General features: G+C 60.1%; 23 protein-coding genes. 12 read left to right on the top strand and 11 right to left on the bottom strand.

Going from position 1 to position 23,133, the window contains the following annotated elements; translation table 11 throughout:
- Positions 1–2 precede the first annotated feature (2 nt).
- The 4 genes from LOY26_RS26615 (at position 3) to LOY26_RS26600 (ending at position 3,330) form a co-directional block, all read left to right on the top strand.
- Positions 3–506 carry a cyclin-dependent kinase inhibitor 3 family protein gene (locus tag LOY26_RS26615; protein WP_082422063.1) on the top strand — a complete coding sequence of 168 codons (504 nt, stop codon included), beginning with the start codon at positions 3–5 and terminating at the stop codon, positions 504–506.
- A 25-nt stretch (positions 507–531) separates the two neighbouring features.
- Complete coding sequence (locus tag LOY26_RS26610) at positions 532–1,614, top strand: ArsO family NAD(P)H-dependent flavin-containing monooxygenase (RefSeq protein ID WP_101195987.1); 1,083 nt, start codon at positions 532–534, stop codon at positions 1,612–1,614.
- Complete coding sequence (locus LOY26_RS26605; RefSeq protein ID WP_060519738.1) at positions 1,607–2,167, top strand: arsinothricin resistance N-acetyltransferase ArsN1 family B; 561 nt, start codon at positions 1,607–1,609, stop codon at positions 2,165–2,167. The genes LOY26_RS26610 and LOY26_RS26605 overlap by 8 nt, the downstream gene beginning before the upstream one ends.
- Before the next feature lie 164 nt (positions 2,168–2,331).
- The gene (locus tag LOY26_RS26600; protein ID WP_060519736.1) at positions 2,332–3,330 is read left to right on the top strand and encodes a DUF4917 family protein; all 999 of its coding nucleotides are present in this window, start codon (positions 2,332–2,334) and stop codon (positions 3,328–3,330) included.
- A 302-nt stretch (positions 3,331–3,632) separates the two neighbouring features.
- Here the strand turns inward: LOY26_RS26600 and LOY26_RS27170 are convergent, their stop codons facing one another.
- Positions 3,633–3,794 carry a GNAT family N-acetyltransferase gene (locus LOY26_RS27170; protein WP_408980783.1) on the bottom strand — a complete coding sequence of 54 codons (162 nt, stop codon included), beginning with the start codon at positions 3,792–3,794 and terminating at the stop codon, positions 3,633–3,635.
- Positions 3,795–3,960: 166 nt separating this feature from the next.
- On the opposite strand from LOY26_RS27170, the gene LOY26_RS26595 reads away from it, so the two are divergent.
- From LOY26_RS26595 to arsH, 4 genes are read left to right on the top strand one after another with little or no spacing between them, the layout of a single operon-like run.
- A complete protein-coding gene (locus LOY26_RS26595) occupies positions 3,961–4,317 on the top strand; it encodes a metalloregulator ArsR/SmtB family transcription factor (RefSeq protein ID WP_033702429.1) in 357 nt (118 codons plus the stop codon).
- A gap of 29 nt (positions 4,318–4,346) precedes the next feature.
- On the top strand, positions 4,347–5,630 hold the full coding sequence (locus LOY26_RS26590) for an arsenic transporter (RefSeq protein WP_186663695.1): 1,284 nt from the start codon (positions 4,347–4,349) through the stop codon (positions 5,628–5,630).
- Between the two features lie 14 nt (positions 5,631–5,644).
- The gene (locus tag LOY26_RS26585) at positions 5,645–6,115 is read left to right on the top strand and encodes an arsenate reductase ArsC (protein ID WP_258714259.1); all 471 of its coding nucleotides are present in this window, start codon (positions 5,645–5,647) and stop codon (positions 6,113–6,115) included.
- A 23-nt stretch (positions 6,116–6,138) separates the two neighbouring features.
- Positions 6,139–6,852, top strand: a complete 714-nt coding sequence (gene arsH / locus LOY26_RS26580) for an arsenical resistance protein ArsH (protein ID WP_186663696.1) — start codon at positions 6,139–6,141, stop codon at positions 6,850–6,852.
- Positions 6,853–6,955: 103 nt separating this feature from the next.
- On the opposite strand, the gene LOY26_RS26575 is transcribed toward arsH, so the two are convergent.
- The 7 genes from LOY26_RS26575 to lpdA form a co-directional block, all read right to left on the bottom strand.
- Positions 6,956–8,695 carry an FAD-dependent oxidoreductase gene (locus LOY26_RS26575; protein WP_186663697.1) on the bottom strand — a complete coding sequence of 580 codons (1,740 nt, stop codon included), beginning with the start codon at positions 8,693–8,695 and terminating at the stop codon, positions 6,956–6,958.
- 88 nt (positions 8,696–8,783) lie between these two features.
- Positions 8,784–10,502, bottom strand: coding sequence for an FAD-dependent oxidoreductase (locus LOY26_RS26570; RefSeq protein WP_186663698.1), 1,719 nt, complete (start codon positions 10,500–10,502; stop codon positions 8,784–8,786).
- 43 nt (positions 10,503–10,545) lie between these two features.
- Positions 10,546–11,355 carry a sugar phosphate isomerase/epimerase gene (locus LOY26_RS26565; RefSeq protein WP_258714258.1) on the bottom strand — a complete coding sequence of 270 codons (810 nt, stop codon included), beginning with the start codon at positions 11,353–11,355 and terminating at the stop codon, positions 10,546–10,548.
- A gap of 37 nt (positions 11,356–11,392) precedes the next feature.
- On the bottom strand, positions 11,393–12,736 hold the full coding sequence (locus LOY26_RS26560; RefSeq protein ID WP_258714257.1) for an aromatic acid/H+ symport family MFS transporter: 1,344 nt from the start codon (positions 12,734–12,736) through the stop codon (positions 11,393–11,395).
- 250 nt (positions 12,737–12,986) lie between these two features.
- Positions 12,987–13,796, bottom strand: coding sequence for an IclR family transcriptional regulator (locus tag LOY26_RS26555; RefSeq protein ID WP_033702422.1), 810 nt, complete (start codon positions 13,794–13,796; stop codon positions 12,987–12,989).
- A gap of 146 nt (positions 13,797–13,942) precedes the next feature.
- A complete protein-coding gene (locus LOY26_RS26550; RefSeq protein ID WP_258714256.1) occupies positions 13,943–14,749 on the bottom strand; it encodes a shikimate dehydrogenase in 807 nt (268 codons plus the stop codon).
- A 162-nt stretch (positions 14,750–14,911) separates the two neighbouring features.
- Positions 14,912–16,312 (bottom strand): dihydrolipoyl dehydrogenase, encoded by a 1,401-nt coding sequence (gene lpdA / locus LOY26_RS26545; protein ID WP_186655526.1) that lies wholly within the window; start codon positions 16,310–16,312, stop codon positions 14,912–14,914.
- A 208-nt stretch (positions 16,313–16,520) separates the two neighbouring features.
- Here lpdA and cfaB point away from each other — a divergent pair, with 208 nt between their 5' ends.
- Positions 16,521–17,705, top strand: a complete 1,185-nt coding sequence (cfaB, locus tag LOY26_RS26540; protein ID WP_095063950.1) for a C17 cyclopropane fatty acid synthase CfaB — start codon at positions 16,521–16,523, stop codon at positions 17,703–17,705.
- A gap of 67 nt (positions 17,706–17,772) precedes the next feature.
- On the opposite strand, the gene cls is transcribed toward cfaB, so the two are convergent.
- On the bottom strand, positions 17,773–19,212 hold the full coding sequence (gene cls, locus LOY26_RS26535; protein WP_186663702.1) for a cardiolipin synthase: 1,440 nt from the start codon (positions 19,210–19,212) through the stop codon (positions 17,773–17,775).
- 131 nt (positions 19,213–19,343) lie between these two features.
- Between cls and LOY26_RS26530 the strand changes: the two genes are divergently transcribed.
- Positions 19,344–19,871, top strand: coding sequence for a DUF3617 domain-containing protein (locus tag LOY26_RS26530; protein WP_033702418.1), 528 nt, complete (start codon positions 19,344–19,346; stop codon positions 19,869–19,871).
- On the opposite strand, the gene folE2 is transcribed toward LOY26_RS26530, so the two are convergent.
- Positions 19,855–20,760 (bottom strand): GTP cyclohydrolase FolE2, encoded by a 906-nt coding sequence (gene folE2 / locus LOY26_RS26525; RefSeq protein WP_258714255.1) that lies wholly within the window; start codon positions 20,758–20,760, stop codon positions 19,855–19,857. The two genes, LOY26_RS26530 and folE2, sit on opposite strands and share 17 nt — an antisense overlap.
- Positions 20,761–20,784: 24 nt before the next feature.
- Positions 20,785–21,165, bottom strand: a complete 381-nt coding sequence (locus tag LOY26_RS26520; protein WP_047582508.1) for a hypothetical protein — start codon at positions 21,163–21,165, stop codon at positions 20,785–20,787.
- A 115-nt stretch (positions 21,166–21,280) separates the two neighbouring features.
- Between LOY26_RS26520 and zigA the strand changes: the two genes are divergently transcribed.
- Positions 21,281–22,489, top strand: a complete 1,209-nt coding sequence (gene zigA, locus LOY26_RS26515; protein WP_258714254.1) for a zinc metallochaperone GTPase ZigA — start codon at positions 21,281–21,283, stop codon at positions 22,487–22,489.
- Complete coding sequence (locus LOY26_RS26510; RefSeq protein WP_186663705.1) at positions 22,486–23,112, top strand: DUF1826 domain-containing protein; 627 nt, start codon at positions 22,486–22,488, stop codon at positions 23,110–23,112. Before zigA ends, LOY26_RS26510 begins: the two co-directional genes overlap by 4 nt.
- Positions 23,113–23,133 lie beyond the last annotated feature (21 nt).

Raw genomic sequence — 23,133 nt, 5'->3', positions numbered from 1 at the left:
TCATGAGCATGTCACATCCCTACTCGATGAAATCGCTGCCCCATGCCCCAGGAGCGCTAATTTTCACACCCTGCCCGGGCACCCAGGCCAGCGATCTTGCTGAAAGCCTGAAGACGCTGAAGCAGGCTGGCGCCGTGGCGCTGGTTACCCTGATGTCGGATACAGAGCTTCAGGAAAACGGCGTTGGTGAGCTTGGCGTCGCGGCCAGGCAGTATGGGTTGGAGTGGTACCAGTTGCCGATCGAGGATGATCAGGCTCCTGATCAAACCTTCGAGGCTCGGTTGGGGGAGATTCGCCACCAGTTAGACGATTTGCTCGCTTCCAACAAGGCCCTGGCCATCCACTGCAAGGGCGGCTCCGGTCGCACCGGGCTGTTCGCTGCCCGTCTGCTGATCGAATCCGGAATGCCGCGTCGCGAGGCGATCGCTTGGGTGCAGGAGCTTCGCCCACGGGCGATTCAGAAGCCTGCGCACATCAACTACATCAACCAATTCGGCGAAGACTGAGCGCTCCAGCCAGACAGGAGAGACCATGGCCACCGACGGCGAACTACTCGATGTCATCGTGATTGGCGGCGGGCAGTCCGCGCTTACGGTGGCCTATTTTCTCAAGCGGGCCAAGTTGTCGTTTCTGCTGCTCGACGCCGAAGAGGCTGCGGGCGGGGCGTGGCGCCATGGCTGGGACTCGCTGACGCTATTCTCACCCTCAGCATGGAGCTCGATCGCGGGCTGGCCGATGCCGCTAGTCACCGAAGGTAATCCCGATAGGGATCACGTGGTCAGCTATCTGGAGCAGTACGAGGCGCGCTACGGGTTTCCTATCGTTCGCCCCGTCAGCGTTACGGCGGTGGAGCGAACCGGGCGTGGCCTTCGTGTTCGCTCGAAGGACCGCGACTGGGAAGCCCGTGCCGTCATCAGCGCAACGGGGACTTGGAGCAAACCCTATGTTCCGGTTTATCCGGGGATAGAGCTGTACGGGGGGCAGCAAATTCACTCCGCCCATTATCAGTCACCAGAGGCTTTCCAAGGAAAGCGCGTGCTGGTCGTTGGTGGTGGCAACTCGGGGGCGCAAATCTATGCGGAGCTGTCCGAGGTCGCCGACGCAACGTGGGTAACCACGGAGGAGCCGGCGTTTCTGCCTGATGATGTCGATGGCCGGGTGCTGTTCGAGCGGGCTACCGAGCGCCTCAAGGCTCAACAGGAGGGCCGTGTTATCAACGTACCGGTCGGCGGGCTTGGCGATATAGTCATGGTGCCCCCGGTGGTCCGGGCCCGCGAGCGAGGAGCCCTACGGTCTGTAAGGCCTTTTGTCTCATTCACGCCTGACGGGGTCGTCTGGCCCAATGGTGAGAAAACCCAGGTCGATGCGGTGATCTGGTGTACCGGTTTCCGGCCGGCTCTGGATCACTTGCGGGACTTGGACGTGCTGGATGACAGCGGTAAGGTCGAGGTTGACGGGTCGCGCTCTATTCGCGAGCCGCGCCTCTGGCTGGTCGGATATGGCGACTGGACCGCCCTGGCCTCGGCGACGCTGATCGGCGTCACCCGTACCGCGCGCAGCACCGTAAACGAAGTAGTGGAATACCTGAACAGCTTGGAGCAGCCGGATGCATAGCGGAATCGAGATTCGTATTGCTGGTCCAGAAGACGCTGCAGCCATACAGGCTATCTACGCTCCGATTGTGCTCCACACTGCCATCTCGTTTGAAGAGGTAGCGCCGAGCGCGGAAGAAATGCGCCAGCGTATCGAGACGACGCTTCATACCTATCCATATTTTGTGGCTGTGCAGCAAGGTCGGGTGGTCGGTTATGCCTATGCTAGCCAGCATCGAGCGCGAGCGGCATATCGGTGGGCGGTAGATGTGACCGTCTACGTTGCAGAGGGGCAGCGTCGGAGTGGGATTGGCCGGCAGCTTTATGACGTTCTCCTGCCGGTTCTGAAGCAGCTAGGATATCGTTCTGCATACGCGGGTATTTCTTTACCGAACGAAGGAAGCGTGGGTCTCCATGAGCGACTCGGCTTTCAGCACATCGGTACGTTTTCGCAGGTCGGGTTCAAACTCGGTGCGTGGCATGACGTGGGATATTGGCGGTTTGATTTCGGTGGCGAGGGTTGTCGGCCTGAGGCTCCTACAAGCTTCTTATCCCAAATCCCGATGCCGCGTTAGAACATGAGGTCCATTTTGAAGGGTCCATTTGAGCGGCCGCTGAGCGTTTCGTCACCAGGGCTTGAATCTGAGCTAGCGTGTTGCGAAGACACGTCGGCGGCCTAGAAGACTCGATGGAACCATCAGAGATATGATCCTGCGATCACAACTCGAAGGTGGCCTCTATGCCATACCCCGTAAAGCCATGGGCAGAAATAGCTCAGCATTATCAGCGCGGTACCATCTTGTTGGGCAACGGCGCGAGTATCGCTGTGTCGCAGAGTTTTGCGTACCGCTCACTGCTAGAACATGTCAGGGAAAATGAGCTGCTCCAGAACGACGTGGCGCGTCTGTTCGAGTTTTTTGAGACAGAAGATTTTGAGCTAATTCTGCGGGTCGTCTGGCAAGCATCCAACGTCAACAAATCGTTGGAGATCCCAGATCAGCGTACCCACGAAGCCTACGTGCGCGTCCGGGATTGCCTGATCCAGGCAGTGCGGGATGTTCACCCTGAATATCACCAGATCACCGATCATCTGCCGAACATGTACCGGTATCTGAAGGAGTTCGACACGGTCTTGTCGCTAAACTATGACCTGCTGGTTTACTGGACGGTGGCCTATGGTCTCAACATCCCGGACGGCCATATGTTCAAAGACTGCTTCGTCGATGGCGGGGTATTCGATGACGACTGGCGTCGATTCCGGAAGCTGTACAAGGAGCGAGTGAATACGTTGGTGTTCTACCCCCATGGCAGCTTAGCTTTATGCCGCAACAACATAGAGGAAGAGTTCAAGATCCGCGCATTGGGCGGCGGCTTGCTGGAAGCCATTCTTCAGGAGTGGAAAAACGAGCGTGTGGTACCGCTGTTTGTCAGTGAAGGAACCATGCGTCAGAAGGTAGCTTCGATTCAAAATAGCTACTACCTGTCGACTGTCTATCGAGAGGTGCTTACGGCGCCCCGGAAGACACTGACACTGTTCGGTTGGGGCTTGGGGGAGCACGACAGGCATTTGCTCAAGCGAATGAAGGGGACGGGCATTGAGCGCGTAGCCGTCTCAGTCTTTCGGGGATATCAGCCTTATTGCAACATGGCTTACCAAATCATTCAGGATGACCTGGGGCCAGTTGACGTCGATTTCTTCGACAGTGAGAGCCCGGGCTGCTGGGTTCAACCCGAATAGCGGGCAGGACATCCACTCCTGAAATCTCAGAGGTGGCTGTAAGGCCCGTCATTACTGGGCTAGACAGTTTTTATTCTCTGGCGCATTTGTCCGAGTCAACGGTTTTGGGGGCTCGCGACAGTTTTGCGTTTACTCCGAATCGGGCTGAAGGCCACGGAAACTGGGCCTCTTTGCGACAGTTTTAATTCTCTAAATCCATGGTGGTTTCGTTGCATTAGAACTGTTGTCGAACAATTGAAACTGTTGCCGGTAGAGGGAAGCGCTCGCTTCCCTTCATCGGGCGCTTCACCCTCCTCCCCGCTTCACCCCTCCCTACCCAGATCTGGCGTTCTCTGATGCCCCTTGCCGTTCAGGGTCATGAATCTCTGGGCTCCCTCAGCTTCCGCTATTCGCTCAAGTGCTCTGAGCAGCAGGGTACCGATCCCTGACTTTCGCTGGGCCGGTCCGACAACCCGTGAGCGAATCAGACGAGTCCGACCACTTCCTTAGGGCCCAGAGCGCGGGCTATTTCCTGTTTTATGACGTCCCGTAAGGCGCGGCGATTGTGAATATCTGGTTTACCACATATTCGAATAGGCATATATTTGGATTTCCAGATATTAGTCGTACACGCATTCCCCAGGAGGTCACATGCGGGAAACACTGACTCCCCCCATCGTTTTCAAATGCCTGGCTGATGACACTCGGGCCCGGATGACCCTGCTGATCGCCCGCGAAGGCGAACTCTGTGTCTGCGAACTTACCCACGCGCTGGAGCTGAGCCAGCCGAAGATCTCGCGGCATTTGGCCCAGTTGCGCGAGGCTGGACTCCTGATGGATCGCCGCAAGGGTCAATGGGTGTACTACCGACTGCACCCCGAACTGCCGCAGTGGGTGGACGCGATGCTGAAGGGAGTGGTCGATGCGAACCAGCAATGGTTGAGCCCCGATGCGTTGCGCCTTGCCGAAATGGGCGAGCGGCCGCAGAGCCCTGTTGCTTGTGCTTGATACTTTCCTTCGCTGATTGAGTTGTCGTCATGCTGATCGCATTTCTGATTTTTCTGGTGACGATCGTTCTCGTCATCTGGCAGCCCAAGGGCTTAGGCGTGGGCTGGAGTGCAGCTCTAGGAGCTGTCGTGGCGCTGCTGGCTGGCGTCGTAAGCCTGTCCGATATTCCAGTGGTCTGGCAGATCGTGTGGAACGCCACCGCAACGTTCATCGCCGTCATCATCATCAGCCTGCTGCTGGACGAGGCGGGGTTCTTCGAGTGGGCGGCATTGCACGTAGCCCGCTGGGGCAAGGGCAGCAGCCGCAAGCTGTTCGCCTTCATCATCCTGCTGGGCGCCGCCGTCTCGGCGCTGTTCGCTAACGACGGTGCGGCACTGATCCTGACCCCGATCGTCATCGCCATGCTGCTGGCCCTGCGCTTCTCCCCGGCGGCGACGCTGGCATTCGTCATGGCGGCGGGCTTCATCGCCGATACCGCGAGCCTACCGCTGGTGGTTTCCAACCTGGTGAACATCGTCTCCGCCGACTACTTTGGCATTGGCTTCAGCGAATACGCCTCGGTCATGGTGCCGGTGAACCTGGTCAGTATCGCCGCCACCCTGGGAATGCTGCTGTGGTTCTTCCGCAAGGACCTGCCGCGTACCTATGAACTCGACCAACTCAAGGCTCCCGAAGCCGCTATCCGCGACAAGGCGACGTTCGTTGCCGGCTGGTGGGTGCTTGCGCTGTTGCTGGTCGGCTTCTTTGCCATCGAGCCGTTGGGCGTTCCGATCAGCGCCATCGCTGCTGCCTGTGCGCTGATCCTCTACTTGATCGCCGCCCGCGGGCACGTGATTTCTACCCGCAAGGTGCTCAAGGACGCGCCTTGGCAGGTCGTGGTGTTCTCGCTTGGCATGTACCTCGTGGTTTATGGCCTGCGTAACGCCGGCCTCACCGACTACCTGACGCAGATCCTCAATGTCTTCGCCGGGTACGGGATCTGGGGCGCATCCCTCGGCACGGGGCTGCTCGCCGCTGGCCTGTCGTCGGTCATGAATAACATGCCCACTGTGCTGGTAGGCGCCTTGTCGATCCATTCCGCTGAGGCCACCGGCATCGTGCGCGAGGCCATGATCTACGCCAACGTCATCGGCTGTGACCTCGGTCCGAAAATCACCCCCATCGGCAGCCTGGCCACCTTGCTGTGGCTGCACGTGCTGGCCCGCAAGAACATCGTCATCACCTGGGGTTACTACTTGCGCACCGGCATCGTCCTGACGCTGCCGATCCTGCTTGCCACCTTGGCCGCATTGGCCATCCGCTTGAGCTTTTGAACCGGAGATACCTGATGAAAGTCTTGTTCATGTGCACCCACAACAGCTGCCGCAGCATCCTGTCCGAGGCGCTGTTCAATCACCGGGCCCCCGAGGGTATGGAAGCTGTGAGCTCGGGCAGCTTCCCAAGCGGCAAGGTCAATGAGCGGGCACTGAAAACCTTGGAAGCCGCCGGTATCCCCACCGCTGGTCTTTCAAGCAAGGCCTCGGATGCCTTCGAGAGCTCTCCTCCCGACATCGTTGTCACCGTGTGCGACCGCGCTGCCGGCGAAGCCTGCCCGATCTTCTTCGGTCCATCGCTCAAAGCCCACTGGGGTCTGGCCGACCCTTCGGCGGTCATCGGGAGTGAGGCCGAAATCGAAGAAGCCTTCCAGACCACACTTGCGAAGATCGATGAGCGCGTGCGCGCCTTCATTGCGCTGCCTCTCTCGCAACTGAGCGAGGACGAACTGAAAGCCGAACTTGCCCGTATTGGCGCCCTGTAGGCCCTGGATCAATGGAGACCGAAATGAACGACCACCTGCCAAATGTCCAACCAGAACTGATTGATTTGCCGTCGCTGGAGCGGCTGGCGCCGAAGGATCCTTCCACGCACAAACCGCGCATCCTGCTGCTGTACGGATCGACCCGCGAACGCTCATTCAGCCGCTTGATGGTTGAGGAAGCTGCGCGCCTGCTGGAAGCGTTCGGCGCCGAAACCCGTATCTTCGACCCTTGCGGCCTGCCGCTGCCGGATGACGCTCCGAACTTCCACGAGAAGGTGCTGGAACTCCGCGAGCTGATGCAATGGTCCGAAGGCCAGGTGTGGTGCTCGCCCGAGCGTCACGGCTCAATGAGTGCTGTCTTCAAGGCGCAGATCGATTGGGTACCGCTGGCCATGGGCGCCGTTCGCCCAACCCAGGGCAAGACCCTCGCGGTGATGCAGGTGTGTGGAGGCTCGCAGTCATTTAACGTGGTGAACCAACTGCGCGTGCTTGGTCGCTGGATGCGTATGTTTACCATCCCGAACCAGTCGTCGGTGCCGAAAGCCTTCCTGGAGTTCGATGAAGCCGGGCGCATGAAGCCGTCTTCTTTCTACGATCGACTGGTCGACGTGATGGAGGAACTGACCAAGTTCACGCTGCTGCTGCGTGATCGCCAGGATTATTTGGTAGACCGCTACTCCGAGCGCAAAGAGTCGGCGGAAGAACTATCCAAGAGAGTCAACATTAGGTCTATTTGAGGTCATGAGCATGTCGCACCCTTACTCATTGAAATCGTTGCCCCATGCTCCGGGTGTGCTGCTTTTGACGCCTTGTCCGGGCACCCCGCTCGACCCGTGAGCGTCACGGCTGGAGCGCACCGGGCATGCCCCTCTTGGCACCCTCCAACCCCGCCGCATGCCGGGCCACCCGCCAGCCGAACACAATCGCAGGCCCCAGGGTGGTACCTGGGCCAGGGTAGGTGCCGCGAAAGATCGAGGCCAGGTCATTACCGCAGGCGTATAGCCCCTCGATCACCTGGCCTTGGGTGTCCAGCACCTGGCCGTCGGCGTTGCCGCTCAAGCCTGCGCTGCAGGCGAGGTCGGCGGGTTGTACGGTGACGGCATAGTAAGGCCCCTCGCCCAGCGGGCGCACGCAGGGGTTGGGTGTTTGCTGTGGGTCGCCATTGTGACGGTTCATGGGGCTGCTGCCACGGTTGAATGCCGGGTCTTCACCGTGTGCGGCGGAGGCGTTGTAGGTGTTGACCGTGTTTGCGAGCCCCTCGGCATCGATCTTGAGCTTGCTGGCAAGCTCGGCCAGCGTGCTGGCTTTGACCAGGTAGCCGGCCTTGACGAAGCTGGCGATGTTGGCGGCGGTGCGCAGCGGCATCACCAGGCCCAGGCCATAGCGGCGTAAGAAGGCTTCATCGCAGATCAGGTGAGCGGTGGGGCTGCTATCGGCGAGCATGCCCATGACGAAGTCGTGGTAGGAGTCCGACTCATTGACGAAGCGCAGGCCCCGGCGGTTGACTGCGATCAGCCCTGGCTTGGCACGGTCTAGCAGGATGTGTGGCCAGACGGCCTGGTAGCCGTCCTTGCTTGTGCGGATCGAACAGGGCATCCATAGACCCGGGCTGTCATGGCCGTTGTCGAGCTGAGCGTTAGCCTTCAGCGCGCGATCGATGCCGTCGCCGGTATGGGTCAAGGGCGCCAGTGAAAGGGGTTGGGCCGCGGCGGGGAACAGTTGCTTGCGCAACGTCGGGTGGCGGGTCACGCCGCCGGTGGCCATCACCACGCCTCGGCGGGCGCGGATGCGCTGGGGCTGGCCATTGTGCAGCACCACAGCGCCCACCACCTTGCCGTTCTCCTGGATCAAGTCGTGCAAGGGCGTTTCAAAACGAATGGTAACGTTGCGCTGGCGCAGGCTGTAGAACAGGCGGGCAACCAAGGCGTTGCCCATCACCAGGTTGGTGCCACGGGGGTGGCTCAGGCGGTCGATGCAATAGCGGCCGACAACGCTCAGGGTACGGGTCAGGTTTTTCAGCGAGGTAAAGGGCGACAGCAGCGCGTCGAGGTCGGCGCGGGGCACCATCATGCCGCCGAGCCCCATGAACTCCGGGCGTGGTGGCCGTACGCGGGCGAAATCTTTCCCCAGTAGCCTGGCGTCGAACGCGAGCGGTGCCAGGGCGCGGCCACCGAACGCTGCTCCTGGGCCGCTGACATAGTCGGGGTGGGCTGCGGCGGCCACGAATTTGACTTCGCTGATGCGCTCCAACTCGTCAATTGCCTGCGGCCCGCTGGCCAGAAAGGCTTCGCGTAAGGCTTCACCACCGCGCTCACCGACCACCGCCTTAAGGAAGGTTGCAGCATCTGCCACGCTGTCCGGTACTCCGGCGCGCTGGCTCTGGGTGGTGCCGGGTACCCAGGTGGTACCGCCTGAGGTCGCACTGATGCCGCCCACGGCAGCGGTTTTTTCACACAGCAGCACGTCCAGCCCGTGGTGCTTGGCCATCAACGCTGTAGTCATGCCTGCGGTGCCTGCGCCGAACACCAACAGGTCGACTTCCTGGTCCCAGCGTGGGGGAAGGGGGGTGATGGTGCTCATCGTACGTTCTCCTGAGTGGTAAGGGCGAAGGGCTTGGAAGCAAACGACATGGGGGATCCCTCGAGGATCAAGGCCTGTAGGCCGGGCGTTATTCGTAGGCTGTGGCGCCAGCCAGGTGGCGCCCGGCGATATAGCCGAAGGTTGCGGCTGGCCCCAGGTTGATTCCGCCGGCCGGATAGTGCCCGCCCATGATGCTGGCCATGTCGGACCCCGCTGAATAAAGGCCTGCGATCGGCTGCCCGTGAGTGTTGAGGACTTGCGCATGGGCATTGGTCTTGAGGCCTGCGAAGGTGCCGAAGCAGCCTGCCTCGACCTTCACCGCATAGAATGGGCCCTGCTCGATTGGCGCGACGCAAGGATTTGGCGCGTGCTGCGCATCACCCTGCTTGCGGTTGTAGGGCGTAGTGCCGCGACCGAACTGGGGGTCTTCACCGTTGCGGGCGTGGCGGTTGTACTCGGTCACAGTCTGGCTCAGGCCCGCGGGGTCTATCCCGCACGCCAAGGCCAACGCCTCGATGGAGTGGCCAGTCTTCAGGTAACCCGAGCGGATGAATGGCTCAACGGGCAGTGGGAAAGGCCGGGAAACGCCCAGCCCATAACGCCGCTGAAACGCGCGGGTGCAGATCAACCAGGACGCGACCTCGGTGCCGGGTGCGGCCGCGACCATGGCGGCAACATAGTCATAGTAGCCATTGGCTTCGTTGACGAACCGTTGGCCGTTGGCGAGGACGCCGATGATGCCGGGCTTGCCGCGTTCGATGATATGCGGGAAGTGGCCGGCGCTACCGTCCTTGTAAGGTACTCGAGACACGGGCGCCCAAGCGGCGGCACTGGCCAGGTCTTCAGCGACCTGGCCGCCGACGCTCTCGCCCAGGCGCAAACCATCGCCATTGACGCCCAGAGGCGGCAACGCCAGATGTTCATGGCCCGTTGGCGTGCGCGGGAACAGTGCCTTGCGTCGTTCGATGTCATTGGCAAAGCCACCTGCAGCCAGCACCACACCCTTGCGCGCCCGAATGGCGATACGGCCTTTTGCTGTTTCGACGACGGCGCCGACGACCCGGTCGTGTTCATGGATCAGTTCAGTGGCCGGCGCTGACTCCCAGAGCTGTACGCCAAGGTCTTCGGCTGACTTGGCCAGGCGGGCGATCAAGGCGACGCCGTTGACGAGGTGCATGGCGCGCCCCTTGAGCGCAAGGTCGATCAAGTGTTTGCCGAAGCGTTGGGTCACGTGCAGCAGCGAACGCCAGGAGCGTGTCAGGGTGAGGAAGGCAGTCAGGTCACGGCCGGCCATGATCGGCATGCCCATGAACGAGGTTTCGCGCATCGTCTTGCGCAGCCGCTTTAGCAGTTTGCCTACCGCGTAGGCATTGTAAGGGGCGGCGATCACCGACCGACCGCCGGTGCCGGCGCCTGGTGTATCCCCGTGGATATCAGCAATTGCGTTACCGTCGGCGAATTGCAAAGCGGTATGGCGCTCAAAAAAGGAGACCATGTTGGGCGCTGCTTCGAGAAAGGCATCGATCATGGTCGGGTCGAAGTGGTCACCCAATTCATGTTCAAGGTAGGTGCGTGGCAGCGAGCGGTCCTCAATGATCCCGGCGCGCTGAGCCAACGGATTGCACGGCACCCACATCCAGCCACCCGACCAGGCGGTGGCACCGCCGAACACCTCATCCTTCTCGACCACGATCACCCGCTGACCATGCCACGCGGCGGTCACGGCTGCGCTAAGCCCGGCTGCACCAGAGCCGATGATCAGGACATCGCAGTCCACCGTGGCGTGCAGGGAAGTGTCGGTAAGCATCAAGAGGTCTCCTGGTGTAGTGGGCTTGGTCAGCGTCAATGATTTACAGGGGCTCAATGATTGCCTTGGCTGCCGCCAACGCCTCTCGGGCCCAAGCCTCTACCCCAACTTGCGCTACCCTGCGGTCATTCGGGATCTCGACACTGACCGGAACCGCGGCTGCCAGGCTGCGCCATATCCTGGCCAGATCGATGTCACCTTCCCCCGGTAGCAAACGCCCGCAGCGCGCCGCCTGGATCAGTCCCTCATGGGTGTCGGGGCGCATCGCAGGGCCGTCGCATATTTGTGCGTAGTGCAGCCACTGCGCTGGGATTCGCTGCAAATCCTCGAAGCGGCTGTCTGAACGATCAAAATGCAGGGCGTCTACCAGGATGCCGCCGTTGGCTCGATCGGCCTGTTCCACAATATGCAGAGCACTGGCCAGGTCATTGACGGCCGTCCACGGCATGAATTCGAGGTCTGCTGAGAGGCCGAATGGTTGCATTGCGTCGCATAGCCGAGCGTAGTGCTCTACAAGTCGGCCTTGCTCCGGATCGTCCCCGGCTACCAGTACCGCCTTGGCCCCTAGCTGCGCACCAACCTCGAAAAACGGCAGGTAGCGTTGCAGATCGAATTGGGCATCGAGGCGTACCAATTCCAGATCGAAGACCTTCACGCCGGTGTCGTTCATCCGTGCGAGCGTTTCACGCAGCATGCGTGCGTCATCCATCAGTGGATAGGCGACGGCCCCTGGCGCGACGGGTAACAACCGCACGCCAGCCTGGTCATAGCCGGTGCGGGCAGCCAGTTCGATGATTTCGGGCGGGCTGAAATCGAGAGCGGTCAGTTGGGCGATGGAATAGCTAGCTTGCATGGCAGGTCTCCGTAGAGGGGGTTAAGCGCGCTGGAATTCAGTTGGCTGGGGTGGGAATCGCCGACGTTCTGTGCTGACGGCCTTTGACCCATAGCGCCGTGACCCCGAGCAAGGAAGGGATGGCGAGGAACAAGAAGACCTGGCTGAAATCCCATTGGGCAGCCAGCATGAGTGCGCCGATCCCGGCGCCGCTGATAGCGCCCAGGCGACCGATGCCGGTTGCCCAGCACACCCCGGTGGCACGGATCTGGGTTGGGTAGAAAGCGGCTGCCAACGCATAGCCACCGACGTTGACGCCATTGAGGAAGTAGCCCAGCAACAGGATCAGCGGGCAGAGAACCTGCATCGTCGGCTGCTGCAGCGCGATTAGCACCGCGCAGGCGCCACCGCAGAACACCGTAATGCCGACCACCTTATGGTGATCCCAGCGGTCCATCTTCATGCCGACGGTAAAGTTGCCCAGCATGCCGCCAATTTGCAGCAACGAGCCCAGCAGTGCCGCATCGCCCATGCTAAGGCCGGCATCGCGGGTCAGCAGCGGCAGCCAGCTCGACAGCAAGTACATGGTCAGCAAACCCATGAACAGCGTGATCCAGATCATGCAGGTACCGAGGCTATAACCGGACGCGAACAACGCGCTGACCTTGCCAGCCTGTTGGATCGACGCTTCGCTGATATGAAATCGGGTACGGGCGTTGGCCAAGCCAGGGGCAACTTTGTTGATCTCCTTGATCAGACGTTCCTTCAACGCACCGTTCTGGGCCAAAAAGCGGATGGACTCCGGCAGGCTGAAAAGCAGCAGGAGCGCAAAGGCAATGGGCAGCACACCGCCGACCACCAATACCGATCGCCAGCCAAAATGGGCGATCAGCCACTCACTGCCCAGGCCACCCAGGGCCGCGCCAAAGGCGAAACCGCAGTAGATGAAAGAGACCATATGAGAGCGGTAACGCTTGGGTGCGAATTCGGAAATCAGTGTCGCGGTATTCGGCATTGATGCACCCAGACCGACCCCGGTCAGAAACCGCAGCACTGTCAGGCTGACGACCCCGGTGGCCCAGGCCGAAGCTAGGCTCCACAGGCCGAACAGCAGCACTGAACCGATGATGACCGGCCTGCGGCCAAAACGATCTGCCAACGATCCGGCAGTCAATGAGCCGAAGGCCAGCCCGAGCAGGCCGCTCATCATCACGGGCCCAAGGTCATGTCGCTGCAAGCCCCAGTCGTCGACCAGCGCGGGTGCTATGAAACCGATCGAGGTCGTATCGAACCCATCAAAGACAAGCACCATGAAGCCCAGAAACAGCACCAGCCATTGCCTGGCGCTCATTTTTCTAGCGTCCATGAAGGTGCTGACATCAAGGTTGGGAGAACTCGACATAGATGACTCCTGTTTTTGTTTTTATCAGAACGCCTTTCTGGCAGCGGCATCTTTTGCAGAACACCAGGCTTTCTCAGTGGGCGGTGATGATACTATCATAAATGGAAGATCATTCCAAAATTAAAAAGCATTCCATTTATGATTTTGATCGGCAGGAGTCAGCGCGCTTGGCTTAACGCATTCGACAGCAGAGCTTGAGGAGAGGAGGCGGCCACGTCGGATGACAGGCCGCGTTCGATCGGTGGTCCGATCAGCCGGTCTGATCGGTGATCCGGGAGGTCATCATCGACAGCTTGGGAAGACTGTCCAGACTGATTGCGGTGATTTCTTCGGCGGCCTCGAACAATGCCGCTTTGAGAGCCTGCATACGCTCTTGGGTCAAGCGAACGCTTGGGCCGGCTATGCTGATCACGCCGATGACGTGTCGCTGCGAATCGAGGATTGCGATAGCCATCGCCGCCGCGCCAATTTCAAAACTCTCGTCAACTGACGCATAGCCTTGATCACGTGCGAGCTGCAGGTGTTTAAGCAGCTGGTCGATCGTGGTCGCCGCGTTGGGCCCATATTCACCGGCTTTGGCCAGGCCTTGACGGTAAACCAGCTCCAGCGCGCGTTCGTCACTCAGACAGCTCAACCACGCAAGCCCCGACGCTGTACAGCAGAGTTTGGCTTCGGCACCGGCATCAGGGTCGTAGCGAAGCCCGGAGCGCGTGCCTTGCGCCTTGGAGATCCACACCAGGTTGTCGCCATCGACAATGCTCAAACGCACCAGTTCGCCAGACACACGGGCTAGGCGTTCAAGGATCGGTTTGGCGAGGTCGACGATGTCGCTCTGGGACAGGTGCTTCAGTGCAAGCGATACCACCTTGAGGGCGAGAACATAATTACCGTGCTGAGGGTCTTGGCGCACAAAACCCTGTTCAACCAAGCAATTAAGCATGCGGTGAGTGGCGCTCGGCGGAATGTCCAAGGCTTCGGCAACTTGCTGAAGAGGCAGCCCGGTGCGTTTCCCGGCCAATAGCTCAATAGCGTGCAGGCCGCGTTCCAGCGCATTGCTCATAGTTGTTCCTTGATGTGTGAGAGATGAGCTCCCGTAGAAAATGCATTGAAGGCTACCCATGACGCGTTGCAAAAGAAAGGGATGCCTATATTGACGCCAGCGTACAGGGGCCGCCAATCAGGGGTTATGTGCACGCTGTTAAGGCCTCAGATTCTGAAAAACTTCCTGTAGCAGCCCAATTGCTCACTCAGCATGTAGCTGCCTGGATGCACAGGGTGCCCCAGCGCTTGCGCCTCGCTTAGCAGGCGAGTCTCAACGGGTTGCATGATGATGTCTGCCACCAGCGTTCTGGGGGCCAGGGCAGCCAGATCAACAGGAAGCGGGTCTTCATCCGAGAGCCCTAACGGCGTTGCGTTGATAACGATATCGGCTAGCGCGAGGTGCTGGCGCTGAGCGACCTCACATCGCCCCGGCCAATGTTGGTCCAGCCTGGAGAGCAGTGCATCGGCTTTGACGGTATCCGGTTCTTGCAGAGATAACTGGCCGATTCCTGCTTGCAGTAATGCGACAGCAATCGAACTTCCCGCACCCCCACCTCCGGCCAGTACGACACGCTTGCCGGCCAGCGCGTACCCTTTGCGCTGCAGGCCCAGGACAAACCCTGTCCCATCGAAGTTGTCAGCTTCCCATACGCCTTGTTCGTTGCGCCGCAATGCGTTGGTGCTGCCGGAGACCTGGACGGCAAGGCTGACCTCATCGGCAAATTCGCGAGCGGCAAACTTGTGAGGAATGGTGATCAGCATGCCCGAGAAATTTTCCATCGCTTGCAGGCCGCGTATTACCGTCGCGAGCTGTTCAGGCCGGGCATGCACTGCAATCATCACCGCGTCCACAGCTTGCTCAGCGAATACCTTGTTGAGCAGCTGCGGGGCCTTCACTTGCTTTACCGGGTCACCTACGACCGCAAAGATTCGGGTATTGCCTGTAGGGCTGGGTATCAACAATTGGGACATTGAGTTCTCCGTGGGTATGCCGCGCCAGCGTTGCAGCACAAACCTATCACACGGATATCGGAATATCATTCCATTTAAGAAATAGATTCCTTTTGATTGGGCAAATGTGGATAGCGAAGAGTGCCAGGCAATGCCGGGGCCGCATTGCCTGAGCGCGATCTGTCAGATCTGCATTGCCATCCCGTCCACATTCATCGCCGCCTGGCGCAAGGCCTCGGAGCGGGTCGGGTGTGGGTGGCAGGTGAGGGCGATGTCTTCTGCCGAAGCCGAAAACTCCATGGCTACGCAGAACTCGCCGATCATTTCGCTGACGCTCGGGCCCACCAGGTGCACGCCCAGTACTTCATCGGTGTTTGCGTCGGCAATGACCTTGGCGAAGCCTTCGGTCTCGTGGTTGATCTTGGCGCGGCTGTTGGCGCTGAAGGGGAACTTGCCGACCTTGTAGGCGCGCCCTTCGGCCTTGAGCTGTTCTTCGGTTTTGCCCACACTGGCCAGTTCCGGGCGGGTATAGATGACGCCGGGGATGAGGTTGTAGTTGACCTCATGGGCCTTGCCGGCGATGCGCTCGATGCACGATACCGCTTCATCTTCGGCCTTGTGCGCGAGCATTGGGCCAGAGGTTACATCGCCGACCACCCAGATGCCGGGCACCGCACTGCGGTGGTGGTCATTGCTCAGCATGCCGCGCTTGTCGGTCGAAAGGCCCACGCTTTCCAGGTTCAGGCCCTGGGTGTACGGGCGGCGGCCGATGGCCACCAGCACGTAGTCGGCTTGCAGGGTTTGTGCGTCGCCACCGGCGGCGGGTTCCAGGGTCAGGCTGACGCCATCGGCCGACGGCGTGGCTTGTGTCACCTTGCTGCCGAGCTTGAAGCTCATGCCTTGCTTGGCCAGGGCCTTTTGCAGGGTCTTGGCGGTTTCTTCATCGGTGCCCGGGCAGATGCGGTCGAGGTATTCGATGACGGTGACCTGGCTGCCCAGGCGGCGCCAGACCGAACCCAGCTCCAGGCCGATCACGCCGGCGCCGATGACGATCAGGTGCTTGGGAACCTGGGGCAGGGACAGTGCACCGGTCGAGTCGATGATGCGTTGGTTGTCGATGGTCACGCCTGGCAGGGGTGTGGGTTCTGAGCCGGTGGCAATGACAATGTCCTTGGCCTGCAGCGTGGTTTCGCTGCCGTCTTCGGCCTTGACCACGACCTTGCCAACGCCATCCAGCCGGCCCCAGCCCTTGACCCAGTCAACCTTGTTCTTACGGAACAGGTACTCGATGCCCTTGGTCAGGCCGGTCACGCTCTCGTCCTTCTGTTTCATCATCTGGGCGAGGTTCAAGGTCGGCTTCACTTCGATGCCGAGGTGGGCGAATTCATCGCCGCTGGCGGCCTCGTACAGCTCGGATGCATGCAGCAGCGCCTTGGATGGCATGCAGCCAACATTGAGGCAGGTGCCGCCCAGGGTCGAGCGGCCTTCTACACAGGCAACACTCAGGCCCAGTTGGCCTGCACGGATTGCCGCGTTATAGCCGCCAGGGCCACCGCCGATGATCACCACGTCATAGGATTTCATGGGTTCCACTCCAGGATGAAGAAGCGCGAGAGGGGCACAAGGTTAGTCTGTGTGCTTAGAATTGTATACAATCTGCGTGTTTTTCATGTCGGTTGGTTCTAGACCATCGTCGCGTTTAGCCCAAAATCTGCAGCTATGAACTACCCTGACTCCGTGGCGTCCGAATTTATGAGGCGTGGCGCCCCGTTACCTGAAGGGAGGGTCATTGATGCTTGCGCAACTTCCACCTGCGTTGCAGAGCCTGCATTTACCTTTGCGTCTGAAATTGTGGGACGGCAACGAGTTCGATCTTGGGCCGAGCCCGCAAGTGACGATCCTGATCAAGGAGCCTCAGCTGATCAGCCAGTTCACCCACCCAAGCCTTAACGAGCTGGGTGAGGCCTTCGTTGAAGGCAAGCTGGAGCTCGAGGGTGATATCGGCGAGGTTATTCGCGTGTGCGACGTACTCAGCGAGGCCCTGCTGAGTGACGATGACGACACGACGCCACAGCGTATTGCCCATGACAAGGACACCGACGCCGAAGCCATTTCCTATCACTACGACCTGTCCAATGCGTTCTACCAGTTGTGGTTGGACCCGGACATGGCCTACTCCTGTGGTTACTTCCGTGAGCCGGACAACACGCTGGCCCAGGCCCAACAGGACAAGTTCGACCACCTGTGCCGCAAGCTGCGCCTGCAGGCGGGTGACTACCTGCTGGATGTGGGCTGTGGCTGGGGCGGCCTGTCACGCTTTGCCGCACGTGAGTACGGTGCCAAGGTATTTGGTATTACCTTGAGCAAGGAGCAGCTCAAGCTGGCCCGTGAGCGGGTGAAGGAAGAGGGGCTGGCCGGGCAGGTCGACCTGCAGATTCTCGACTACCGAGACCTGCCCCAGGATGGCCGTTTCGACAAGGTGGTCAGTGTCGGCATGTTCGAACATGTCGGGCATGCCAACCTGCCTTTGTATTGCCAGAAGCTGTTCGGTGCGGTGCGTGAAGGTGGCCTGGTCATGAACCACGGCATCACCGCCAAGCATGTGGATGGGCGACCGGTAGGGCGGGGGGCGGGGGAGTTCATCGACCGTTATGTCTTCCCCCACGGCGAGCTGCCGCATCTGTCGATGATCAGCGCCAGCATTTGTGAGGCGGGGCTTGAGGTCGTCGATGTAGAAAGCCTGCGCCTGCATTACGCCAAGACCTTGCACCACTGGAGCGAGAACCTGGAAAACCAGCTGCATCGTGCGGCGGCCATGGTGCCGGAAAAGACCCTGCGCATCTGGCGGCTGTACCTGGCCGGTTGTGCCTACGCCTTCGAGAAGGGCTGGATCAACCTGCACCAGATATTGGCCGTGAAACCTTATGCCGATGGCCGCCATGACCTGCCATGGACCCGTGAGGATTTGTACCGCTAGGCTGAGTGTTTCGCGTTCGACCACACATACCAGGGGCCGCTATGCGGCCCCTGGTTATTAGTGCCTGTTAAAGAATCGGCGAGATCAACCGAGCAATCCGCATCCCTAGTTGTTGCAGGCGATGGGTATCCAGGCTGTCCTCCGCAGTGATCTCCCGAGCCTGCTCGAAGTCGTTGGCCAACATGGTTTGCACCTGATCGGCAAATGCACGGTCCACCGTCAGCAAGGTGATCTCGAAGTTCAGGCGGAACGAACGGTTGTCCAGGTTGGCACTGCCGATCGCGCTCACATCGTCATCCACCAGCACCACCTTCTGATGCAGAAAGCCTGGCTGGTAGCGGAACATGCGCACACCGGCGCGTACCGCTTCGAAGGCAAACAGGCTGGAGGCGGCATAGACGATCCGGTGGTCGGGCCGTGACGGAATCAGGATGCGAACATCCACCCCCCGCAGCACCGCCAAGCGCAAGGCGGCGAACACTGCCTCATCGGGGATGAAGTAGGGGCTGGTGATCCATACCCGACGCGTAGCCGAATGGATCGCTTCAAGGAAGAACAGCGAGCAGGTTTCCTGCGGGTCCGCTGGCCCGCTGGCAAGCGCCTGGCACAACACGCCGTTCTCCGGGTAGGTGTCGGGCAGGATCAACGGTGGCAGTTGGCGGGTTGCCCAGTACCAGTCCTCGGCGAACGACTCCTGCAAGCAGGCCAGCACGGGCCCACCGATTTGCACGTGGGTATCTCGCCAAGGCGACAGTTGCGGATGCGCACCCAGGTACTCATCACCCACATTGTGCCCGCCAATGAAACCGACCAGGCCATCCACCACCACGATCTTGCGGTGGTTACGGAAGTTCACCTGAAAGCGGTTGAACCAGCCACGGCGCGTGGCGAAGGCATGAATCTCCACACCACCCGCTCGCAGCACCTGGCTATAGCTTGCCGGCAAAGCATGGCTACCGACCCGGTCGAAGAGGACGAACACTTTCACCCCTTCGGCCGCTTTGCGCAGCAGTAACTGCTGTAGCGCTTTGCCCAGGTTGTCGTCGTGAATGATGAAAAACTGTACCAGCACCACTTCGCGGGCTTGATTGATTGCGGCGAAGATGGCATCGAACGTCGCTTCACCATCGATCAACAGCTTTACCTGGTTGTTCGCTAGGCAGGGCATGCGTCCGAGCTTTGGCATGGCACGCAACGCAGCATAGCTTTCGGACTCGCGGGCGGTGAGCGCCTCTTCTACCCACGGGCGCCAGTTGAGGTTGGCCATGGCCACGTGCATTTCCTGGTTGGCTTGGCGCCGTGCCTTGATGTAGGCATAGAAAGAGCGAGCGCCGAAGATCAGGTAGGGGATCAAGGTCAGGTAGGGAATGAAGACCAGTGGCATGGCCCAGGCAATCGCACCTTGGGCGGTACGCACGGTGAACACTGCATGCAGTGCGGCGATGATGCCCAACAGGTGAATCAGGCCGAGCACATAACCGAAGAAGTAGGGGCTGTGGTAATCCATATGCATCCTGCTTGCCGAGTACACTGTGGGTAACAGAACACGTTCCCGGTCCGGCTTGCAACCTGCAGGTGGATTTGGCGTCTAAGGTTCAGCCCGGCCCGTTGGCCGGTTTATTCCAGGAGCGTTTGCCCATGAAGATTCGTCTGCCACTGTTGGCGTTGGCCCTTGGCCTGAGCAGCCCGTTGGTGCATGCACAGATGTTGCAGCCCGGCTTGTGGGAGCTGACCACCAGCAACATGCAGGTCGATGGCAAGCCGTTACCCGACATGGCGTTCATGCTCGGCCAATTGAAGAACCTGCCGCCGGAGCAGCGCGCCATGATGGAGGGCGTGTTGGCCAAGCAAGGGGTGACAGTGGGGGGTAATGGGGTGCGCTCGTGCCTGACGCCAGAGCAGGTGGCAACCAATGATATTCCGTTGCAAGACCCTAAGTCGGGCTGCACGCAGCAGATTACCGACCGCACCGGCAACGTATGGAAGTTCCAGTTCAGTTGCCCCAAGGCCCAGGGCACTGGCCAGGCTACCTTTCTGAGTGACAGAGAGTTCACCACTCAGGTCAGCGGTACGTTCAATGCGTCTGGTGTGCAGCAGCAAGGCAGCATGAACACCCGTGCGGTCTGGCTGGGCAATGACTGCGGGGCGGTCAAACCGCGTAGCTGATTTGCCACTGCCATTGGCTGGTGGCGACTGCGTCGTGGGCATGCAGGCTCTCTGCATGTTCCACGCGCAGCTTGAAGGCAGTGGCCCATTTCAATTGTCGTAACGACTGGTGCAACCGTCGTGCGGCGTCTTCGCAGAACATCAAGTTCTGTCCGTTGGCCAACGCGAACGCTTGTTCATCTGCGCGCTTGACCGCAGTTTGCACGGCAGTTCCCAGGCTGGCCTCCACACGGTTGATCAACTCGGTCACCGGCAGCTCCAGCACATTGCTTTTCAAGCGCACGTGAATTTGCGCGCTACTGCGCTGACTATGGGGCGTCGCCACGATGCCCTGGCTGCTACCAAGCCACGCCATCACCCTGTCCTTATCCACCTGCTGCTCGGCAAAATCCGCCTGGAATTGTTGTTGAATCAGCTGCCTGGCAAGCGCAGCCGAACAAGGGCATGTGGATGAGTAGGGCACGGAAACAAATAGTTCCACGTGGAACATCTCACTTTCGATGCGTGCATCGAGAGTTACTGGATAGCTTTTCCAGCCTGCCAACGGGCTGACCAAGGCCGGCCGTTTAAGCAGGTGGTCGAAGGACAGGCGTAGGTAGGCCGCTGATGAGAGCCCTACATGGCTGTTCAGAAAATCAGCCAATAGCTGACGAATAACCAGCGCGGTGAGTGGCTGACCTTCCAGTGATTCAAGTGCCAGGTAAAGGCGCGACATGTGGATGCCGCGTGAGCTGCCGTCCACCAGGCTGACACCTGCGTCGACCTTGGCTGCGGCGATACGGCCCTCGAATTGCACCGGCAAGTCAATGCCACACATGCCCACCCAGTCCAGCGGTAAGGCGTGCTGCTGGGCTTGGCTGGCGATATCGGGAAGCTTGAGCTGGGTCATGGGTAATTCCAAATGAAAAGGCGATCAGCGGCAACCGCCAAGCAAGCTGCAGTGCAGGTTGAAGCGCTGCCCGCTGGAGCTGGAAACACGGTTCAAGGTGGTCCATCCGATGCGGCGGCTATAGCCCACCCACGCTTCGCCATCGCTTGCCAGGCCCGTGTAAAAGGTCAACGTGCCGTAGCGGCTGTTGGTCTGTGCCCACAAACGGCGGCTTTCGTAGTCGTAGCCACGTAGATAAAACGTGCTGCCTTCGGTGCGTACGCTGTAGTAACTGCCCTTGCCGTCCTGGCAGGCCAACAGGGTTGCGCTGCGGGTGCACAGCGCCAACGGGTTGCCCTGTGGCATGGCCGACAGTACCGATGGCACAACCAGCAATAGCAATAACACCGCACGCGACGGCTTCATATTTCATCTCCGGGGAGCATTCATCCGACGAGAACAGCTTGGCGAAATTGTATTGTTACTTTATAACATTATGCAATGCATCGTTTCGAATGCCTTCGCCTGAAGAGGTTTCGCCATGTCCAACCGTCTCCCCGTTACCGTTCTGTCCGGCTTCCTTGGTGCCGGCAAGAGCACCCTGCTGAACCATGTGCTGCGTAACCGCGACAGCCTGCGAGTCGCGGTGATCGTCAACGACATGAGTGAAATCAACATCGATGCCAGCGAGGTTCAGCGTAACGTCAGCCTCAACCGTGCTGAAGAAAAGCTGGTGGAGATGAGCAATGGGTGCATCTGCTGCACGCTGCGTGAAGACCTGCTTGAGGAGGTTGCGCGGTTGGCTGAGGAGGGGCGCTTCGATTACCTGTTGATCGAGTCCACCGGGATCTCGGAGCCGTTGCCGGTGGCCGAGACGTTTACCTTTCGCGACGAGCAAGGCCGTAGCCTCTCCGACATGGCGCGCCTCGATACGATGGTCACCGTGGTCGATGGCCTGAACTTTCTTCGCGACTATCAGGCGGCAGACAGCCTGGCCAGCCGTGGCGAAACCCTGGGTGAGGACGATGAGCGATCGATCAGCGACCTGCTGATCGAACAGGTCGAGTTCGCCGATGTGCTGCTGTTGAGCAAGATCGACCTGATCGGCCAGCACGAACGGGAAGAGCTGATCGCCATTCTGCGCAGCCTCAACGCCAGGGCGCAGATCGTGCCCATGGTCATGGGCGAGGTACCGCTGGCGCGTATCCTCGACACCGGCCTGTTCGACTTCGACCAAGCCGCGCAGGCGCCCGGCTGGTTGCAGGAGTTGCGCGGCGAGCACGTTCCGGAAACCGAAGAATACGGCATCGCCGCCAGCACATGGCAGGCTCGGCGTCCGCTTCATCCACAGCGCTTTTTCGACTTTATCCACACCCCTTGGACCAACGGTAGGCTGCTGCGCTCGAAAGGTTTTTTCTGGTTGGCCAGCAAGTATCAAGAGGCCGGCAGCTGGTCGCAAGCAGGTGGCATGATGCGCCATGGCATGGCTGGCCGCTGGTGGCGATTCGTGCCGCGTGAACAGTGGCCACAGGATGTGGATAACACGGCGGCAATACTGAAAAACTGGGCCGTCGAGAGCGGTGACTGCCGCCAGGAGCTGGTGTTCATCGGGCAGAATATTGACTTCGAAAAGTTATCCACAGAGCTGCAATCATGCCTGTTGACGGATGAAGAAATGGGCCTGGGGCCGATGGGCTGGCTGCGCTTGCCAGATCCGTTCGGTCCTTGGCACGAGGAGGCGGCAGCATGATCGTCGCACACAAGCCTGTGGATATCTTTCAGGTGTCGGGTGACTCGCCGCAAGTACTGACCGAAGTTCTGCAGGACAATGTGAACCTGGCGGTATGGCGTCGGCGCATGCCGGCTCAACTGGAGGATTTCGCCCAGCTGGTCGTCAGCCTTGGTCAACCCCTGGCTGACCAGCGGGTAATCGATGTGGACGAACAGCAGGCACCGGCGTTACCGGGCTTGTTGCATGAAACCGCAGACTTGCAGGGTTATGAGAGCTTTGTCGCCGACGTGGCCTGGCTGGTGGCCGCCTATACCTGCCTGCTCGGCGCACGACGGTTGGGCTTGCGCCTGCGCGTGCTGGATGCACCGATGTGCCCGCGCTTTCATGTGGACCACGTGCCGCTGCGCTTGCTCACAAGCTACGCGGGGCCGGGCAGTGAATGGCTGCAGGAAGGTGCGATAGGCCGGCGTGAACTGCACCAGGCAATGCCTGCTGTGGATAACATTCAACGGCTGCAGGCGGGCGATGTGGCCGTTCTCAAAGGCGAAAAATGGCAAGGCAATGAGGGCGCCGGGCTGGTGCATCGCTCGCCATCCGGGCACCAACGGCGCTTGCTGCTGAGCCTTGACTGGTTGGCGTGACGGCGCATAGTGAGGCCTACC

Origin of the sequence: Pseudomonas sp. B21-047 (assembly GCF_024748775.1) — a bacterium.
GTDB lineage: Bacteria > Pseudomonadota > Gammaproteobacteria > Pseudomonadales > Pseudomonadaceae > Aquipseudomonas > Aquipseudomonas capeferrum.
Note: the sequence above shows the minus strand (reverse complement) of the source record. Positions and strands in the feature narration are given on the sequence as shown.

Excerpts from the sequence above, each read along its gene's own strand:
- LOY26_RS26615 (WP_082422063.1), top strand. The coding sequence starts at position 3 with ATGAGCATGTCACATCCCTACTCGATGAAATCGCTGCCCCATGCCCCA.
- LOY26_RS26610 (WP_101195987.1), top strand. The coding sequence starts at position 532 with ATGGCCACCGACGGCGAACTACTCGATGTCATCGTGATTGGCGGCGGG.
- LOY26_RS26605 (WP_060519738.1), top strand. The coding sequence starts at position 1,607 with ATGCATAGCGGAATCGAGATTCGTATTGCTGGTCCAGAAGACGCTGCA.
- LOY26_RS26600 (WP_060519736.1), top strand. The coding sequence starts at position 2,332 with ATGCCATACCCCGTAAAGCCATGGGCAGAAATAGCTCAGCATTATCAG.
- LOY26_RS26595 (WP_033702429.1), top strand. The coding sequence starts at position 3,961 with ATGCGGGAAACACTGACTCCCCCCATCGTTTTCAAATGCCTGGCTGAT.
- LOY26_RS26590 (WP_186663695.1), top strand. The coding sequence starts at position 4,347 with ATGCTGATCGCATTTCTGATTTTTCTGGTGACGATCGTTCTCGTCATC.
- LOY26_RS26585 (WP_258714259.1), top strand. The coding sequence starts at position 5,645 with ATGAAAGTCTTGTTCATGTGCACCCACAACAGCTGCCGCAGCATCCTG.
- arsH (WP_186663696.1), top strand. The coding sequence starts at position 6,139 with ATGAACGACCACCTGCCAAATGTCCAACCAGAACTGATTGATTTGCCG.
- LOY26_RS26575 (WP_186663697.1), bottom strand. The coding sequence starts at position 8,695 with ATGAGCACCATCACCCCCCTTCCCCCACGCTGGGACCAGGAAGTCGAC.
- LOY26_RS26570 (WP_186663698.1), bottom strand. The coding sequence starts at position 10,502 with ATGCTTACCGACACTTCCCTGCACGCCACGGTGGACTGCGATGTCCTG.
- LOY26_RS26565 (WP_258714258.1), bottom strand. The coding sequence starts at position 11,355 with ATGCAAGCTAGCTATTCCATCGCCCAACTGACCGCTCTCGATTTCAGC.
- LOY26_RS26560 (WP_258714257.1), bottom strand. The coding sequence starts at position 12,736 with ATGTCGAGTTCTCCCAACCTTGATGTCAGCACCTTCATGGACGCTAGA.
- LOY26_RS26555 (WP_033702422.1), bottom strand. The coding sequence starts at position 13,796 with ATGAGCAATGCGCTGGAACGCGGCCTGCACGCTATTGAGCTATTGGCC.
- LOY26_RS26550 (WP_258714256.1), bottom strand. The coding sequence starts at position 14,749 with ATGTCCCAATTGTTGATACCCAGCCCTACAGGCAATACCCGAATCTTT.
- lpdA (WP_186655526.1), bottom strand. The coding sequence starts at position 16,312 with ATGAAATCCTATGACGTGGTGATCATCGGCGGTGGCCCTGGCGGCTAT.
- cfaB (WP_095063950.1), top strand. The coding sequence starts at position 16,521 with ATGCTTGCGCAACTTCCACCTGCGTTGCAGAGCCTGCATTTACCTTTG.
- cls (WP_186663702.1), bottom strand. The coding sequence starts at position 19,212 with ATGGATTACCACAGCCCCTACTTCTTCGGTTATGTGCTCGGCCTGATT.
- LOY26_RS26530 (WP_033702418.1), top strand. The coding sequence starts at position 19,344 with ATGAAGATTCGTCTGCCACTGTTGGCGTTGGCCCTTGGCCTGAGCAGC.
- folE2 (WP_258714255.1), bottom strand. The coding sequence starts at position 20,760 with ATGACCCAGCTCAAGCTTCCCGATATCGCCAGCCAAGCCCAGCAGCAC.
- LOY26_RS26520 (WP_047582508.1), bottom strand. The coding sequence starts at position 21,165 with ATGAAGCCGTCGCGTGCGGTGTTATTGCTATTGCTGGTTGTGCCATCG.
- zigA (WP_258714254.1), top strand. The coding sequence starts at position 21,281 with ATGTCCAACCGTCTCCCCGTTACCGTTCTGTCCGGCTTCCTTGGTGCC.
- LOY26_RS26510 (WP_186663705.1), top strand. The coding sequence starts at position 22,486 with ATGATCGTCGCACACAAGCCTGTGGATATCTTTCAGGTGTCGGGTGAC.